At 69.2% G+C, this 14635-nt stretch carries 14 protein-coding genes and 1 pseudogene; 12 read left to right on the plus strand and 3 right to left on the minus strand.

The features are described 5' to 3' along the window. Positions 1–6: 6 nt before the first annotated feature. Positions 7–1182 carry an ROK family transcriptional regulator gene (locus ACQP2F_RS12510; RefSeq protein ID WP_433303619.1) on the minus strand — a complete coding sequence of 392 codons (1176 nt, stop codon included), beginning with the start codon at positions 1180–1182 and terminating at the stop codon, positions 7–9. 109 nt (positions 1183–1291) lie between these two features. Between ACQP2F_RS12510 and ACQP2F_RS12515 the strand changes: the two genes are divergently transcribed. Genes ACQP2F_RS12515 through ACQP2F_RS12530 form a run of 4 tightly spaced genes read left to right on the plus strand, consistent with a single transcriptional unit; the run spans position 1292 to position 6683 of the window. Next, entirely contained in the window at positions 1292–2221 is a 930-nt protein-coding gene (locus ACQP2F_RS12515; protein WP_433303621.1) for a carbohydrate ABC transporter permease, read from the plus strand. A gap of 10 nt (positions 2222–2231) precedes the next feature. Next, positions 2232–3173: a carbohydrate ABC transporter permease gene (locus ACQP2F_RS12520; protein WP_433303623.1), complete on the plus strand. Its 942-nt coding sequence runs from the start codon at positions 2232–2234 to the stop codon at positions 3171–3173. After that, a complete protein-coding gene (locus tag ACQP2F_RS12525; protein WP_433303625.1) occupies positions 3170–4546 on the plus strand; it encodes an ABC transporter substrate-binding protein in 1377 nt (458 codons plus the stop codon). Before ACQP2F_RS12520 ends, ACQP2F_RS12525 begins: the two co-directional genes overlap by 4 nt. After that, complete coding sequence (locus ACQP2F_RS12530) at positions 4533–6683, plus strand: alpha-galactosidase (RefSeq protein ID WP_433303627.1); 2151 nt, start codon at positions 4533–4535, stop codon at positions 6681–6683. Before ACQP2F_RS12525 ends, ACQP2F_RS12530 begins: the two co-directional genes overlap by 14 nt. Here the strand turns inward: ACQP2F_RS12530 and ACQP2F_RS12535 are convergent. Beyond that, positions 6670–7932 (minus strand): cytochrome P450, encoded by a 1263-nt coding sequence (locus ACQP2F_RS12535; protein WP_433303628.1) that lies wholly within the window; start codon positions 7930–7932, stop codon positions 6670–6672. The genes ACQP2F_RS12530 and ACQP2F_RS12535 overlap by 14 nt on opposite strands. A 161-nt stretch (positions 7933–8093) precedes the next feature. Between ACQP2F_RS12535 and ACQP2F_RS12540 the strand changes: the two genes are divergently transcribed. The 6 genes from ACQP2F_RS12540 to ACQP2F_RS12565 all read left to right on the plus strand — a co-directional run bounded on the left by ACQP2F_RS12540 (position 8094) and on the right by ACQP2F_RS12565 (position 11783). Then, complete coding sequence (locus tag ACQP2F_RS12540; RefSeq protein ID WP_433303630.1) at positions 8094–8450, plus strand: nuclear transport factor 2 family protein; 357 nt, start codon at positions 8094–8096, stop codon at positions 8448–8450. Positions 8451–8605: 155 nt separating this feature from the next. After that, entirely contained in the window at positions 8606–8935 is a 330-nt protein-coding gene (locus tag ACQP2F_RS12545; RefSeq protein WP_433303632.1) for an ArsR/SmtB family transcription factor, read from the plus strand. Next, positions 8932–9366 carry an SRPBCC family protein gene (locus ACQP2F_RS12550; RefSeq protein ID WP_433303634.1) on the plus strand — a complete coding sequence of 145 codons (435 nt, stop codon included), beginning with the start codon at positions 8932–8934 and terminating at the stop codon, positions 9364–9366. Before ACQP2F_RS12545 ends, ACQP2F_RS12550 begins: the two co-directional genes overlap by 4 nt. 17 nt (positions 9367–9383) lie before the next feature. Next, complete coding sequence (locus ACQP2F_RS12555) at positions 9384–10214, plus strand: SDR family NAD(P)-dependent oxidoreductase (RefSeq protein ID WP_433303636.1); 831 nt, start codon at positions 9384–9386, stop codon at positions 10212–10214. Positions 10215–10242: 28 nt separating this feature from the next. Next, positions 10243–10812, plus strand: coding sequence for a dihydrofolate reductase family protein (locus ACQP2F_RS12560; RefSeq protein WP_433303637.1), 570 nt, complete (start codon positions 10243–10245; stop codon positions 10810–10812). Positions 10813–11213: 401 nt separating this feature from the next. Next, positions 11214–11783, plus strand: a complete 570-nt coding sequence (locus tag ACQP2F_RS12565) for a Shedu anti-phage system protein SduA domain-containing protein (protein ID WP_433303639.1) — start codon at positions 11214–11216, stop codon at positions 11781–11783. A 507-nt stretch (positions 11784–12290) separates the two neighbouring features. Here the strand turns inward: ACQP2F_RS12565 and ACQP2F_RS12570 are convergent. Beyond that, positions 12291–12791: a GNAT family N-acetyltransferase gene (locus ACQP2F_RS12570; RefSeq protein ID WP_433303640.1), complete on the minus strand. Its 501-nt coding sequence runs from the start codon at positions 12789–12791 to the stop codon at positions 12291–12293. Between the two features lie 134 nt (positions 12792–12925). Between ACQP2F_RS12570 and ACQP2F_RS12575 the strand changes: the two genes are divergently transcribed. Both ACQP2F_RS12575 and ACQP2F_RS12580 read left to right on the plus strand, forming a co-directional pair. After that, positions 12926–13378, plus strand: coding sequence for an aldehyde dehydrogenase family protein (locus ACQP2F_RS12575; RefSeq protein ID WP_433303642.1), 453 nt, complete (start codon positions 12926–12928; stop codon positions 13376–13378). 407 nt (positions 13379–13785) lie between these two features. Continuing rightward, positions 13786–14574, plus strand: a pseudogene (locus tag ACQP2F_RS12580) (IS701 family transposase); the annotation flags it as partial. Positions 14575–14635 lie beyond the last annotated feature (61 nt).

Genomic DNA, 14635 nt, shown 5'->3' on the forward strand with positions numbered 1-14635 from the left:
GCGGGCTCAGGCGCCGCCGAGGACATGCTGGATGCCGGCCACGGCGGCGCCGCGGGCCCAGTCGGCGAAGGTCAGCGGGGTGGTGACGATCTCCAGGTCGCATCGCTGGACCTCGCGCGGGCCCGGGCGCAGCCGCTCGGCGATCGTCTCGGTCATGGCCGGGGAGGTGGTGAGCGCGGCGACGTCCTCGCCGGCCAGCACGATGCAGGTGGTCTGCAGCGCGCCGGCGAAGGTGGCGACCAGGTGTCCGAGGGCGCCGGCGGCCTCGTCCAGCTGCCGGCCGGACACCTCGTCGCCGGCCCGGGCGGCCTCGGCCAGGCCGGCGAACGTCACCGGGCGGGCGACGGTGCCGGCCGCGCGGTCCTGCGCGTCCTCGCGGTTGAGGTACGCCGCGGCGCAGCCGGCGTGGCCCAGCCGGCATCGCGGCCCGCTCGAGTCGATCGGCGAGTGGGCCAGCAGGTGCCCGTTGTCGACCAGCCGCTCGGTGGCCACGCCCTCCCGGACGACGGCGAAGCCCAGCCCGGCCCCGACGGTGACGACGCCGAACGTGGCGTGCGTGCGGCCGGCGCCGAACCACAGCTGCTCGCGGGCGAGGGCGGTGACGTCGTTGGTGACGATGACCGGCAGGCCGGTGCGCTGCTCGACCGGCGTCGCGAGGTCGACGTCGCGCCAGCCGAGGAAGGTGCCCTCCTGCACGACCGACCGGTCGGCGACGACCCCGCCGATGGCCACCCCGATGCCGTCCAGCGTCGGCACCCGGCGGGCGAGCTTGCCGGTCAGCTGGGCGATGACCTTGACGGTGGCCGCGACCGGCACCGCGCCGTCGTGACCGGGCTTCGGCAGCGCCGACCGGGCCGAGGCCTTGACCTCGCCGAACATGTCGCAGACCACGCCGTACGCGGTGTCGGCGGTGAGCTTGCACCCGACCACGTGCCGGGCGCCGGGCACCGCGGTCAGCACCTGGCGCGGACGGCCGACCGCGGGCTCGGGCTCGAGCGCCTCGGAGGCCACGCCGCCGTCGACCAGCGCGCGGGCCAGGCGCGACGTCGACGCGTACGACAGCTGGAGCCGATGGCCGAGATCCTGGCGGGTGGCCGGGCCGTGAACGAGCAGGTGCCGCGTGACGGCCAGCTCGGCGGCGGACAGACCCCGGCGCCGCGCCGTCCCCTCCGTCATCACCATGTGCTCAGTTTACGAGTGACCCTTGTCACTGCCATGCGCCGCCTTTATTTTCAATCTGGTTGTAAATAAGTGCGCCAAACCGACGCCCGCCCCGGCGAAGGAGACAATGATGGCGATCAGTACCACCACCCCCACGCGACGGGCTCCCGCCCCGCCCGCGCCCCGGAAGCGGGGCCGCGACGACACCCGGCTGGCGATGGTCTTCATCGCGCCGGCCCTGATCGGCTTCCTGGTCTTCATGGTCTGGCCGACCCTGCGCGGCATCTACCTGAGCTTCACCAAGTTCAACCTGCTCACGCCGCCGCAGTTCAACGGCCTCGACAACTACGTACGCATGGTCCAGGACCCGGTCTTCTGGAACGCGCTCAAGGTCACCATCTACTACGTGTTCGTGAACATCGTCATCCAGACGGTGTTCGCCGTGATCATCGCGGTGATGATGCAGCGGCTCACCCGGCGCACCTGGCTGCGCGGCATCGTCCTGACGCCGTACCTGGTGTCCAATGTGGTCGCCGCGATGGTGTTCCTCTGGATCCTCGACTACCAGCTCGGCATCGGGAACAAGCTCCTCGAGCTGATCGGCCTGAACCGGATCGCGTTCCTGTCCGACAGCGCCTGGGTCATCCCGACCATCGCGCTGATCAACGTCTGGCGGCACGTGGGCTACACGGCTCTGCTGATCTTCGCGGGACTGCAGACCATTCCCGAGACCGTGTACGAGGCGGGACGCGTCGACGGCGCCGGCGAGATCACCATGTTCCGCCGGATCACCGTCCCGCTGCTGCGCCCGATCATGGCGCTGGTCCTCATCATCACGGTGGTCGGCTCGTTCCAGGTCTTCGACACCGTCGCGATCACCACCCGGGGCGGCCCGGTCGACTCGTCGCGGGTGCTGCAGTACTACATCTACGACGTCGCGTTCGGCCGCTTCCAGTTCGGCTACGCCTCGGCGATGTCGGTCGCGCTGCTGTTCATCCTGGTCGTCATCACCTTCGTGCAGTACCGGCTCACCCGCGCCGAGTCGTCGGACCTGGCCTGAGGAGGACACCGTGGCCACCACCGCAACGCCGGTCGCCGTGCCGGCCGTCCGCACCGCCGATGAGCCACCGGCCAAGGCCGGGTTCAACATCGGCCGCATGCTCGCCTGGGTCTTCATGATCCTGGTGATCCTGGCCAGCCTGTTCCCGTTCTACTGGATGCTGCGCACCGCGCTGTCCAGCAACAACGCGCTCTACGCCGGCTCCGACAGCCTGCTGCCGGTGCAGTTCTCGTGGGGCGGCTTCGCCCGCGTCTTCGGCCTGCAGACCGGCCAGGAGGCGATCGACGCCGGTGGCGCCGGCCAGCCGATCAACTTCTGGCACTACCTGCTCAACTCCGTGATCGTCTCGTCGCTGGTGACCGGCGGCCAGGTGTTCTTCTCGGCGATGGCCGCCTACGCCTTCGCCCGTCTCCAGTGGAAGCACCGCGAGAAGGTGTTCGCGTTCTTCCTGGCCGGCCTCATGATCCCGGCGATCTTCACGCTGCTGCCCAACTTCGTGCTCATCAAGCAGCTGGGCCTGGTCGACACGCTGCTCGGCGTGGCGCTGCCGACGATGCTGATGACCCCGTTCGCCGTCTTCTTCCTGCGGCAGTTCTTCCTCGGCATCTCCCGCGAGGTCGAGGAGGCGGCGCTGGTCGAGGGCGCGAGCAAGGTGCGTGTCTTCTTCCGGCTCATCCTGCCGATGTCGTCGGCGCCGCTGGCCACCCTGGCGATCCTGACCTACATCACCTCGTGGAACGACTACTTCTGGCCGCTGATGGTCAGTTACACCGACCGGTCGCGGGTGCTCACCGTGGCGCTCGGCGTCTTCAAGTCGCAGACGCCGCAGACCGGGCCGGACTGGTCGGGCCTGATGGCGGCGACGCTGGTGGCCGCCCTGCCGATGCTCGTCCTCTTCTGCTTCTTCGCCAAGCGGATCGTCAACTCGATCGGATTCAGTGGTATCAAATGAGACGCTTCCTCGCGGCCTTCTCCGCCACCGTGCTGCTCGCCGGGTGTGGCTGGTCCGGCGCCGACGCGGCCACCGGCGCGGGCGGGAACGGAACCATCGAGTACTGGCTGTGGGACTCGGGTCAGCAGCCGGGCTACCAGAAATGCGCCGACGCCTTCGCCGCGCAGAACCCGGGGCTCAAAATCCACATCTCCCAGTACGGCTGGGATGTCTACTGGCAGAAGCTGACCGCCGGGTTCATCGCCGACACCGCGCCCGACGTCTTCACCGACCACCTCGCCAAGTACGCCCAGTTCGTCGACCTGAAGGTGCTGCGCCCGCTCGACGACCTCGGCCCGACCAGCGACATCAAGGACACCGACTACCAGCCCGGCCTGGCCCAGCTGTGGAAGGGCCAGGACGGCAAGCGCTACGGCACGCCGAAGGACTGGGACACCATCGCGCTCTTCTACGACCGGGCCACCCTCCAGGCGGCCGGCGTCGACCCCGCCGCGCTGAACGACCTGACCTGGAACCCGGCCGACGGCGGCACCTTCGAGAAGCTCGTCGCCCACCTCACCGTCGACGTCAACGGCAAGCGCGGCGACGAGGCCGGCTTCGACAAGAACCACGTCAAGATCCACGGGTTGAGCTCGGAGGGCTCCGGGGGCGCGGGCTGGGGACAGACCCAGTGGTCGGCGTTCACCGGCAGCGCCGGCTGGCAGGCCACCGACAGGAACCCGTGGGGCACCCACTTCAACCTCGACCAGCCCGCCTTCCAGCAGACCCTGGACTGGTACTTCGGCCTCGCCCGCAAGGGCTACATGCCGACGTACGAGGAGATCGGCGGCGCCAACGCGATCGGCACCGACAAGCAGATCCAGTCCGGGATCGCCGCCATGGGCCTCAGCGGCTCGTGGATGATCTCCACCTTCAGCAAGCTGACCGACGCCGCCGGCAAGAAGCTGGACATCGGCGTCGCGCCGACCCCGATCGGGCCGACCGGCAAGCGGGCCTCGATGTTCAACGGCCTGGCCGACTCGGTCACCACCCTCTCCAAGCAGCCGGAGAACGCCGCCAAGTGGGTCAAGTTCCTCTCCGGCAGCGAGTGCCAGAGCATCATCGGCAAATCGGGCGTGGTCTTCCCGGCCCGTCCCGAGGGCACCGACCTGGCCATCGCCTACAACCGCGACGAGCGCAAGCTCGACGTCACGCCCTTCACCGACCAGGTCAAGAACAAGACGACGTTCCTGTTCCCGGTCACCACCAACGCGGCCGACATCACCGCGCTGATGAACCCGCGGATGGACGCCGTCTACATCGGCAGCGAGCCGGTCTCCGCGCTGACCGCCCTCAACGACCAGCTGAACAGGTTGTTCGATGTCGCCCAGTGAGTCGGCTGCTCTCGTGCATTGGCGGGCCGCCGGGGTCAGCCTCGTGCTCGACTGTTCGGGGCCGCGGCTGCCCCGGGTGCTGCACTGGGGCGCCGACCTCGGCGACGCCTCGCCCGGCGAGCTGGCGGCCCTGGTGACGGCCGCGACGCCGCAGCCGGTCACCAACGACCTCGACGAGGTGGTGCCGGTCAGCCTGCTGCCGGAGCACTCGGCCGGGTGGTCCGGCACGCCCGGCCTGACCGGCCACCGCGACGGCACGGCGTTCTCCACCGCCTTCACCGTGACCGGGCTCGACGAGGGTGACGGCCGGCTGAGGGTCACCGCCCGCGATGCGGCGGCCGGCCTCTCGCTGCGGCTCGAGCTCGAGATGACCGGCTCCGGCCTGGTGCGGACGCGGGCCGGGCTGACCAACGACGACACCGCATCGGCGTTCACCGTGGACGGTCTCCTGCTCGCGCTGCCGGTGCCGGCCGAGGCGGCCCAGGTGCTCGACTTCACCGGGCGGCACCTGCGCGAGCGCATCCCGCAACGGCAGCCGTTCACGCTCGGCACCCGGCTCCGGGAGAACCGGCGGGGGCGGACCGGCGCCGACGCCTCGATCGTGCTGGCCGCCGGCACACCCGGCTTCGGCTTCGGGAGCGGCGAGGTATGGGGCATCCACATCGGATGGAGCGGCAATCACCGTACGCTCGCCGAACGCACCCCGTCCGGCGTGGCGCTGCTCGGCGGGGGAGAGTTGCTGCTGGCCGGGGAGATGCGGCTGGCGCCCGGCGAGACGTACGACGGCCCGTGGCTCTACGGCTCGTACGGTCATGGGCTCGACGCGTTGTCCGCCCGCTTCCACCGCCACCTGCGAGCCCGGCCGCACCACCCCCGGTCGCCCCGGCCGGTGATCGTCAACACCTGGGAGGCGGTCTACTTCGACCACGACCTGGAGAAGCTGAAGGCGCTGGCCGACACCGCCGCCCGGATCGGCGCCGAGCGGTTCGTCCTCGACGACGGCTGGTTCCGGCACCGCCGCGACGACCACGCCGGGCTCGGCGACTGGTACGTCGACGAGACGATCTGGCCCAAGGGCCTGCACCCGCTCGTCGACCACGTGCGCGGGCTCGGCCTGCAGTTCGGGCTGTGGGTCGAGCCCGAGATGGTCAACCCCGACTCCGACCTCGCCCGCGCCCACCCCGGCTGGATCATGTCGACCGGCGGGCGGATGCCACCGGAGGCCCGCCACCAGCAGGTGCTCGACCTCGGGCAGGACGGCGCCTACGCGTACATCCTGGAGCGGCTCGACGCGCTGCTGACCGAGTACGACATCGGGTACCTCAAGTGGGACCACAACCGGGATCTGGTCGACGCCGGTCACCAGCCCGGGGGCGGGGCCGGGGTCCACGTACAGACGCGGCGCCTTTATCGCCTTTTGGACGAGCTGCGCGCGCGCCATCCCGGGGTGGAGATCGAGTCGTGCTCCTCCGGCGGTTCCCGGGTCGACCTCGGTGTGCTCGAACGCACCGACCGGGTGTGGGCGAGCGACTGCAACGACGCCCTCGAGCGGCAGCACATCCAGCGCTGGACCGGCACGCTGCTGCCGCCGGAGCTGATCGGCGCCCACGTCGGACCGACGGTCTCGCACACCACCGGACGCGTGCACACGCTCGACTTCCGGGCCGGGACCGCGTTGTTCGGCCACTTCGGGATCGAGTGGGACATCACCGCGGCCGGGGACGCCGAGGTGGAGCGGCTCGCCGCCTGGGTACGGCTCTACCGCGAGCTGCGCGGCCTGCTGCACAGCGGGACGGTGGTCCGGGCCGACCACCCGGATCCGGCGTTGTGGGTGCACGGTGTCGTCGCCGCCGACCGGTCGGAGGCCGTCTACGCGCTGGTCGCGATGACGACCGGGGTGGTGTCGCCGCCGGGGCGGGTCCGGCTGCCCGGCCTCGAACCGGACGCGGTCTACCGGCTGGCTCCGCTCGCCCCGGGCGACCAACCGCAGGGGCCGACCCGCCATGCTCTGCGCTGGTGGGCGGACGGCGTCGAGCTGACCGGCCGGATGCTCGCCGTCACCGGTGTGCAGGCGCCGGTGCAGTTCCCGGAAAGGCTGGTGCTCGTGCGCGCCTCCCTTGCCTCTATTCCAGGGTGACCGGCAGCGCGTCCAGGCCGAAGACGATCGAGGCCCGGCGGGTCGGCAGGCTCGCCGGGTCGACCGCCGGGCGCATCCGCGGGAAGCGCCGCACCAGGGCCGGATAGGCGGTGCGCAGCTCCATCCGGGCCAGCTCGGCGCCGACACAGCGGTGCAGGCCGTGCCCGAAGGCCAGGTGCGACCGGCCGGCCGACCGGGCGGCGTCGATCCGGTCCATGCCCGGGCCGAGCACCTCGTCGCGGTCGGCCGCGCTCAGCGAGCACATGAGGATGTCGCCGGCCTTGATCGGCACGCCCGCCACCTCCATGTCCCGGACGGCGAACCGGGGAAATGCCACCTGCACCACCGTGAGATAGCGCAGCAGCTCCTCGACCAGCGCGTCGGCCGGCTCGCCGGCCCGCAGCGGGCCGGCCAGCTCGGGCCGGGTCATCAGCACCAGGGCGCCGAGCGCGAGCATGCTGGCGCTGGTCTCCAGCCCGCCGGTGAGCACGCCGTCGGCCAGCCCGGCCAGCTCCTGGTCGTCGAGCTCGTCGCCGTGGTCGCGGATCAGCGAGCCGAGCAGCCCGTCGCCCGGGTTGCGGCGCTGGTCGGCGACCAGGTCCCGCAGATAGGCCCGCGACTCGTTGATCGCGTCGAGCGGGGCGTAGGCGCCGTCGCCGAGGTCGAACCGGGCGGCGCTGAACCGCTGGACCAGCGCGCGGTCGGCGTACGGGACGCCGAGCAGCTCGCAGATGGTCAGCGCCGGCACCGGCAGGGCGAACTCCTGCAACAGGTCGGCCGGGCCGTCGAGCGCGGCCATCGCGTCGAGCCGGTCGGCGACGATGGCCTCGATCCGCGGCTGCAGCCGGGCCAGCCGGTGCATGGTGAACTCCGGCATGATCAGCCGGCGCAGCCGCGTGTGCATGGGCGGATCGGTCATGCCCAGCCCGCCGGGCTCGCGGGCGGCGGTCAGCCCGACCCGCTCGGCGAACGGACCGAAGTCGTTGCTGAACCCGTCCGTGCTGCCGAGCACCGCCCGCACCGGCTCGTAGCCGGTGACCAGCCAGGCCCGGATGCCGAGCGGCACCGGCAGCCGGCTGACCGGCGACCGCTCGCGCAGCTCGCCGACCCGGCCGACCGGGTCGAGGCCGTCCCGGAACAGCGGGAACAGCGAGCTGTCCGGCAGCATCGAGAGGGCATTGTCGAACGACACCGACCCGGCCTTGCCGGCGAATCGGCGGGCGACCCACCCGAGTAGGCGAAGGCGCACCGAAGAGATCGTCTGCAAGTCGCCCTCCAGACAGCCGCCGTTCGTCCCCGCGAGGAACGGCGCATCTGATAGTGGCCCCAAGATCTTGACGGCGCAGTGAGGCCGATCACCGGTCGGCCACCCGACATTCCCGGGCGGCCGACCGGAGGATCGTCGGGTCCATGTCCGTCGATCAGGCAAGACAGACCATGAGTGACTACTTCCACGCGATGGGTGACGGCGCCGACTTCGCCGCGTTCTACACCGGCGACGTCCGCTGGGTCATGATCGAGACCGGCCGGGAGGCGCACGGGCCGGCGGCGGTCCGCAACTTCGTCCTCGCGCTGCACGGCCGGATGTACGACCACCGGCAGCGCGAGCTCGTCCTCGCCGACGGCCACGCCTACCTCGAGGGCGACTGCACCGACCGCCCCGGCGCGACCGAGCCCCGCTTCGTCTACTGTCTCGTCTACGACCTGGCCGGCGACCGCATCGCCGACATGCGTTGCTACGGCTCGATCGCGCGCCTGATGGAGTGACGAGACAGGCTGAGTCCGGGCGGCCGCCTCCCGATCGACGTTTGCGCCGGTGATCGTGGCGCTCCGACCATGGTGCGGTGGCCCCAGAAGTGTGACCGTCACCGCTTCACACAGGTGACCGTCGATCAGCGGGCGAACAGTCGTATACTGCACCGATGGGTGCACTATCGCCAACGCTGGACGCGACGTTCTTCGCGCTCTCGGACCCCAAGCGGCGGGGCATTCTCGATCGCCTGGGCCGCGGTCCCGCGACACTGAGCGAGCTGGCCGGACCGTCAGGCCTGACCCTCAACGGGATCAAGAAGCACGTGGGGATCCTGGAGCTCGCCGGCCTGGTCGAGACCGAGAAGGTGGGCCGGGTGCGCGAGTGCCGGCTGGGCTCGGCCACGACGCTCGGTGAAGCGGGCGAGTGGATCGAGGCCCATCGCCGCGCGTGGGAGGGCCGGTTGGATCGGTTCGGACGCTTCGTGGAGCGCGCGCCGTGAACCGCGAGCTCCGCTTCGAGCGCCTGGTCCAGGCGTCGCCGGCTCGCGTGTTCGATCTGTTCACGAGCCCAGCAGGCCAGCGCGAGTTCTACGGCAGCGACGCGCCGGGCTGGGTCGTCGACTCGCGCTGCGAGGTGCGCGTCGGGGGCGCCTGGGAGATCACCTTCGGTCCGTCACGGGGCGAGCTCTACCGGCATCTGCACGTGTTCGAAGCGATCGAGCGCCCCCGCCGCCTGCTGCTGGCCACGACCGAGATCCGCCCCGACGGGTCGAGGTTCTCCTTCAGCACCGAGTTCATGTTCGCGCCCCGAGGCGGGGCGACCCTGATGACGATCGTCCAGTGGGGATTCCCGTCCGACGAGCTGCGCGACGAGCACGGCCGCGGTGTGCCGCACGCGTTCGACCGGCTGGAACGGGCGCTGTCCCCCTAGGGAAGGAGGTCGTGGCGATGTCCAAGGTGTGGTTCGTGACGGGAAGTTCCCGAGGTCTGGGTCGCGCGCTCGTCGAGGGCGCGCTCGAAGGGGGTGATCGCGTGGTAGCGACGGCGCGTAACCCCGAGCGGTTGCAGAACCTCTTCGACAGGTACGGCGACGCGGTGCTCGTCCTGCGGCTCGACGTGACCGACTTCGACGCGGCCGCGCGTGTGGTCGATCAGGCTCGAGAGAGGTTCGGGCGCATCGACGTCGTCGTCAACAACGCCGGGTATGCCGATCTAGCCTCGTTCGAGGACACCACGATCGATTCGTTCCGGACGCAGATCGATACCGACTTCTACGGTGTCGTGAACGTTTCGAAGGCCGTCGTGCCGGTCCTGCGCGAGCAGGGCAACGGCCACATCTTCCAGGTCTCCTCGCTCATTGTCCGCTTGTCCGGCGCGGGCCTGACCGCCTATCAGGCGGCGAAGTGTGCCGTCGCCGGGTTCTCCTTCGGTCTCGCCCAGGAGATCGCTCCATTCGGGGTGAAGGTCACTGTTCTTGAGCCGGGTGCCATGCGTACCGACTGGGGTGGCTCGTCGATGACGATCCCGCCCCCCAGCGGGCCGTACCAGCCGACGATCGGAGCGTTCGCCGAGGCGCTGCGCGCCTTCTCCGGTCACGAGCCGGGCAACACCCGCCGGGTCGCTCAAGTGGTTCGGGACCTCGTCGGTCGCGAGGACGCACCTCTGCGTCTGCTGCTCGGCACCGATGCCGTGCCGCTGGCACGGCAGGCGGCACAGGAACTCGCCGCCAGCGACGAGGCCTGGCGAGAAGTCAGTCTGAGTGTCGCCGGCGAGCATTGAATCCCCGCCGGCAACTAAGGAGATCGCAGTGAGCAAGTCCGTCCTGTACATGTCCATGTCGCTCGACGGGTTCATCACCGGCCCGCACGACGGCCCGGGCAACGGGCTCGGGACCGGCGGCCTCCGGCTGCACGAGTGGCTCGGCGCGCCCGCCTCTGAGCGGCCGCACTTCGACCCGCCGGGGCTGAGCGGTCAGGTCTTCGCCGAGGCGATGGCGACAGGTGCGGTCGTCGTCGGCCGCAAGACGTTCGACTACGCCGGTCACTGGAGCGGCGACCACCACGGCGTGCCGATCTTCGTGCCCACGCGCGGCACCCCGCCGCAGCCGCAAAGCGCCTGGGTCCACTACGTGCCCGACGCCGCGACCGCGATGCGCGAAGCCAAGGCGGCCGCCGGTGAGCAGGACGTGCTGGTGCACGGCGCCGGGCTGGCACAGTCGCTGCTCCGCGAGCGCTTACTCGACGAGCTGGAGATCCACCTGATCCCGGTCGTGCTGGGCACCGGGCGGCGGCTGTTCGACGCAGACCGCATCGAACTCGAGCTGACGCGCGTGCTCGACGCACCCGGCGTCACACACCTGCATTACCGGGTGGCGTGATGAGATGCCGATGTCGTACCGCGAACACGGTGGCATCGTCGCGAACAGTGGGAGCGCATCGCCCGGTGAGGGCAGCGAGAACAACGCCGTGCCCAGCCACGATCGGACCGCATAGGGCGACCACCGGACCGTGCCGTGGGGTCTGGGGGTCGCCCCCCGGCCAGTACCGTGGGCCGAACGTTGCACCATGCGAACCGCCCGACCACGATCTCCGGCAATCCGATACCGGGACGTTGGACCATTTCACGTGGTAGATGGCCGCAACCGGCAGGCCTCCGCAGCGGTTGCGAGGAGTCCCAGGGAGGGGCCGACTTTGGGCTTTAGTGGTTCGGTGGCCTTGGCGCGGGCCTCGTGGCTAGCGATTTCGTCTATTTCGGCGGGCCGGTGAGACACTCTCAATTGTGGACGATCGCGAAGAGGCATTGCGTCAGATCACCATAGATCTCGACAAGGCAGGATTTACCAGAATCTGCGGCTTCACGCTTGAGGATGCCGAAGCCGATCTAGCCGCTTACCTGAGCCTGTTGGAGGGAGGGCCGTCCGAACTAGATTTGCAACGTTTTTTGACTAGTCGTCCTCGCAATTTTCTAGGCGAGCGAGGGTCTCAATGTCGCTGGGTAAAAGCACATCCCTACCTCGGCAACCAATTCATGCCCGATTTCCTCACGGTTCGAATTGATAGCAACCCGTTGATCCGTTGGACACTTGTCGAAATCCAGCGGCCAGATGCGGGACTTTTTACGCAGGACAGGCGTAAACGCACAACTGAACAATTTGACGAGGGAATGAGGCAGATAATTGAATGGCGAGACTGGCTCTCCGAGAATAGTGACTATGCCCAGAAGGCGCGAGCACGTCAGGGACTTGGACTAACGGGCCTAACTGCGCAAGCCGACGGACTGATACTTATCGGCCGTCGACGCAAAAACTTGACCTGTGAGGAGTGCAAGCTGATCGCGAGTTTTACATAGGAGTGCGCCTCGAGCTCACCGTTTTCGATTTGGCTAGCCTGCCCGGGCGAGACGCCCATTAGCGGCGCCCTGGCCGCAGGAGGCGATCCCGCTCTGCGCAGTGAAATCCCAACCTCTTGATCCTCAGCAGGGTCGAGCCAGATGATGAACGTACGAACTTACCAAGGACCCGGCAGGCGCAGCGGTGCTGATCAATTGCACGACGTCTCCCGGGCCCAGGCGGCGTTTAAGGCGAAGGGCGTGCGGACGGAGACCGAGATCGTCGACTTCGTCCATCGGTCATTGTGATTTAGCAAGGAGCGGTAACGCTGAGCCAACACCGTTACCCAACGCGTGAGGTCGCCATCGTCGTCTACCGGCAGCAGCACATTGCGTCGTCGGCGAGCTGCAGCACTGCGCATGCCCACTGAGCCGGGATCTCGCATGTCGCCGTCAAGCAAGCCCGCAGGCTCTAAACGACTCCCTGCCCCGCGGTCACCGTCACCGGCCGCTCAGGACTAGACGGGCCTAGACAGGACGCCTGCGTCCAGGCGTCGCACCGAGAAGATCAGCCGGCCGAGCACCGAAGTTCTCCTGACCTACGACGCGGAAGCCGCGCCGCTTGAAGAACATTATCCTCGCCGCCGGATCCGATGAGACATCGATCGTGCCCGCGACGAAGGTGCAGCCACGCTCGGCCGCTTCTGCCGCGTACGCCGCGATCAAGGCGCCGCCGACACCCGCGTGCCGCACCGCCGAGTGCACATGAATCCGATCAAGGAAGGCGTGCGGTGCGACTGGCAACTCGTACGACTCAAACGCCCCGCTCTCGGCGACGTTGGAATCAAACGAGCCGGTCAGCATCCCCTCGATCGCGTCACCACGCACTGCCACGAACGTCGTGTAGAGGCTGCTCGGACGCCTGTAGCGTAACAGCACGTCGAGCGCTACATCGCCGGAGTCCTCGAGCATCCGACACATCGCCGGGCGATCGGCTTCCTCCAAGAACTCGACGCGAAGGGTATCCACCCTGCCATTCAACACGACGCGAGGCTCGCCGCGCGGCCTCGGGTCAGGGCAGTCGTGTCGCCGCCACAAAAGGGACAGCCTTTATACGGTCTACGAGGTGCGATTACCGCGGCGAATCGATGTTCTCGAGGAAGGTGCGTAACCCTGAGTGCGTTTTTCTCGCCGCGGGCGGGACGGCGGACACCGGCCTCGGCGGCTACTTCGTCCGCCCGACCGTCATCACCGGCGTCACGCCCGAGTCGACGGTGGTGCGCCAGGAGATCTTCGGGCCGGTCCTGAGCGTCTACCCGTTCAAGGGCGCGGAGGACGAGGGCGTCCGGCTCGCCAACGACACCGACTACGGCCTGGCCGGCGCGGTCTGGACCAGGGACGTGCACCGCGCGCACCGGGTGGCCGCCAAGATCAGGGCCGGCACGGTGTGGGTGAACGCGTACCGGGTGGTGTCGCCGAGCATGCCGTTCGGCGGGTACGGCCGGTCGGGCATAGGCCGCGAGAACGGGATCGCGGCGGTCGAGGAGTACCTGGAGACCAAGTCGGTCTACGTCGAGCTCACCGGCGAGCTGCGCGACCCGTTCAAGCTGGGCTGACCGGCCATCGCGCGACGGCCGCGGTCGCGCTGTTGTGCCCGGCGGGCCGGTCCGACCTCGATGACTTGCAACCCGGCGGTACGCAGATGCCGGGTCAGAGCTGCGCCGGAGGGATGACTGCCCTCGACACCGGCGTGGCGCACCAGCCCAAGAGCGCCGGCCCAGGCCACCAGTTGGCGGTGACCGACGGCAGTGGCCGGGAAGCAGCGCCGGCCCAACCGCACGTCCAGACCGCTGACCGGCGCGGCAACGGGGAAATCGTTGCGGATTCGGGCGTTTCGCGGACGCCGTCAGGCGCCGCCTGGGCCTCGGCGCAGCCCCGCGTGATCCACGGGACGGACCTAGTAGTGCTTTGTCACCGTTCGGGTGGGTGATGGTGACAGATCTTGATGTTGGTGTCGTGGGTTATGGACACCGTTGCGGTGCAGCGTCTGGGTGATGAGCTGGGCGAGTTCGTCGGGGATGTGTTCGGGTCTTTGCGGTTCGCGCTCTGGCGGGATCGGGCTGGGGATTATCTGCGTGGGTTGATGCTGGATGGGCGGCGTAAGTCGATCCAGCCGATGGCGGCCCGGTTGCATGGCCCGCATGAGCAGGCTTTGAATCACTTCGTTACGAACAGTCCGTGGCAGGTGGCGCCGGTGCGCCGGCGGATCGCCCAGCGCATCACCGCGGCGTTGGACGGCCCGGCCTGGGCGATCGATGACACCGGCCTGCTCAAGTACGGCAAAGCCTCGCCCGGCGTGGCCCGTCAATACACCGGCACCGCGGGCAAGGTCACCAACTGCCAGGTCGCGGTGTCGGTCAGTCTGGTCACCGAGACCGCGTCGTGCCCGGTGGACTGGCGGTTGTTCCTTCCGGCCGGCTGGGACCCTGCCTCGTCGAACGCGGCCGTGGATGTCGCTGATCGCCGCCGCCGGGCTCAGATCCCGGACACGGTCGGCTACACGCCCAAGTGGCGGCTCGTGTTGGAGATGATCGACGAGTTGCTCGAGTGGGGACTGCGCCCGAGCGTGCTGGTTGCCGACGCCGGCTACGGCGATGTCGGCGAGTTCCGGCATGCCCTGGCCGAACGTGGCATCGACTACGCGGTCCAGGTCGCGCACACCGTGACCGCCTACCCCCTCGATGTTGAACGCACGACGGTGCCGTACTGCGGTGACGGCCCGTATCCGAAGAAGATCTACCGGCAGAGCGCCCGGGCGTGTCAGATGGTTTGTGTACGTGATCAACTTCTGAGTTGAGGAGTACACACGTGAC

The sequence above is a fragment of the Actinoplanes sp. CA-030573 genome (assembly GCF_050951115.1).
Taxonomy (GTDB): Bacteria; Actinomycetota; Actinomycetes; order Mycobacteriales; family Micromonosporaceae; genus Actinoplanes.

Coding starts and splice junctions, on each gene's coding strand:
- ACQP2F_RS12510 (WP_433303619.1), bottom strand. CDS start 1,182: ATGGTGATGACGGAGGGGACGGCGCGGCGCCGGGGTCTGTCCGCCGCC.
- ACQP2F_RS12515 (WP_433303621.1), top strand. CDS start 1,292: ATGGCGATCAGTACCACCACCCCCACGCGACGGGCTCCCGCCCCGCCC.
- ACQP2F_RS12525 (WP_433303625.1), top strand. CDS start 3,170: ATGAGACGCTTCCTCGCGGCCTTCTCCGCCACCGTGCTGCTCGCCGGG.
- ACQP2F_RS12540 (WP_433303630.1), top strand. CDS start 8,094: ATGTCCGTCGATCAGGCAAGACAGACCATGAGTGACTACTTCCACGCG.
- ACQP2F_RS12530 (WP_433303627.1), top strand. CDS start 4,533: ATGTCGCCCAGTGAGTCGGCTGCTCTCGTGCATTGGCGGGCCGCCGGG.
- ACQP2F_RS12555 (WP_433303636.1), top strand. CDS start 9,384: ATGTCCAAGGTGTGGTTCGTGACGGGAAGTTCCCGAGGTCTGGGTCGC.
- ACQP2F_RS12545 (WP_433303632.1), top strand. CDS start 8,606: ATGGGTGCACTATCGCCAACGCTGGACGCGACGTTCTTCGCGCTCTCG.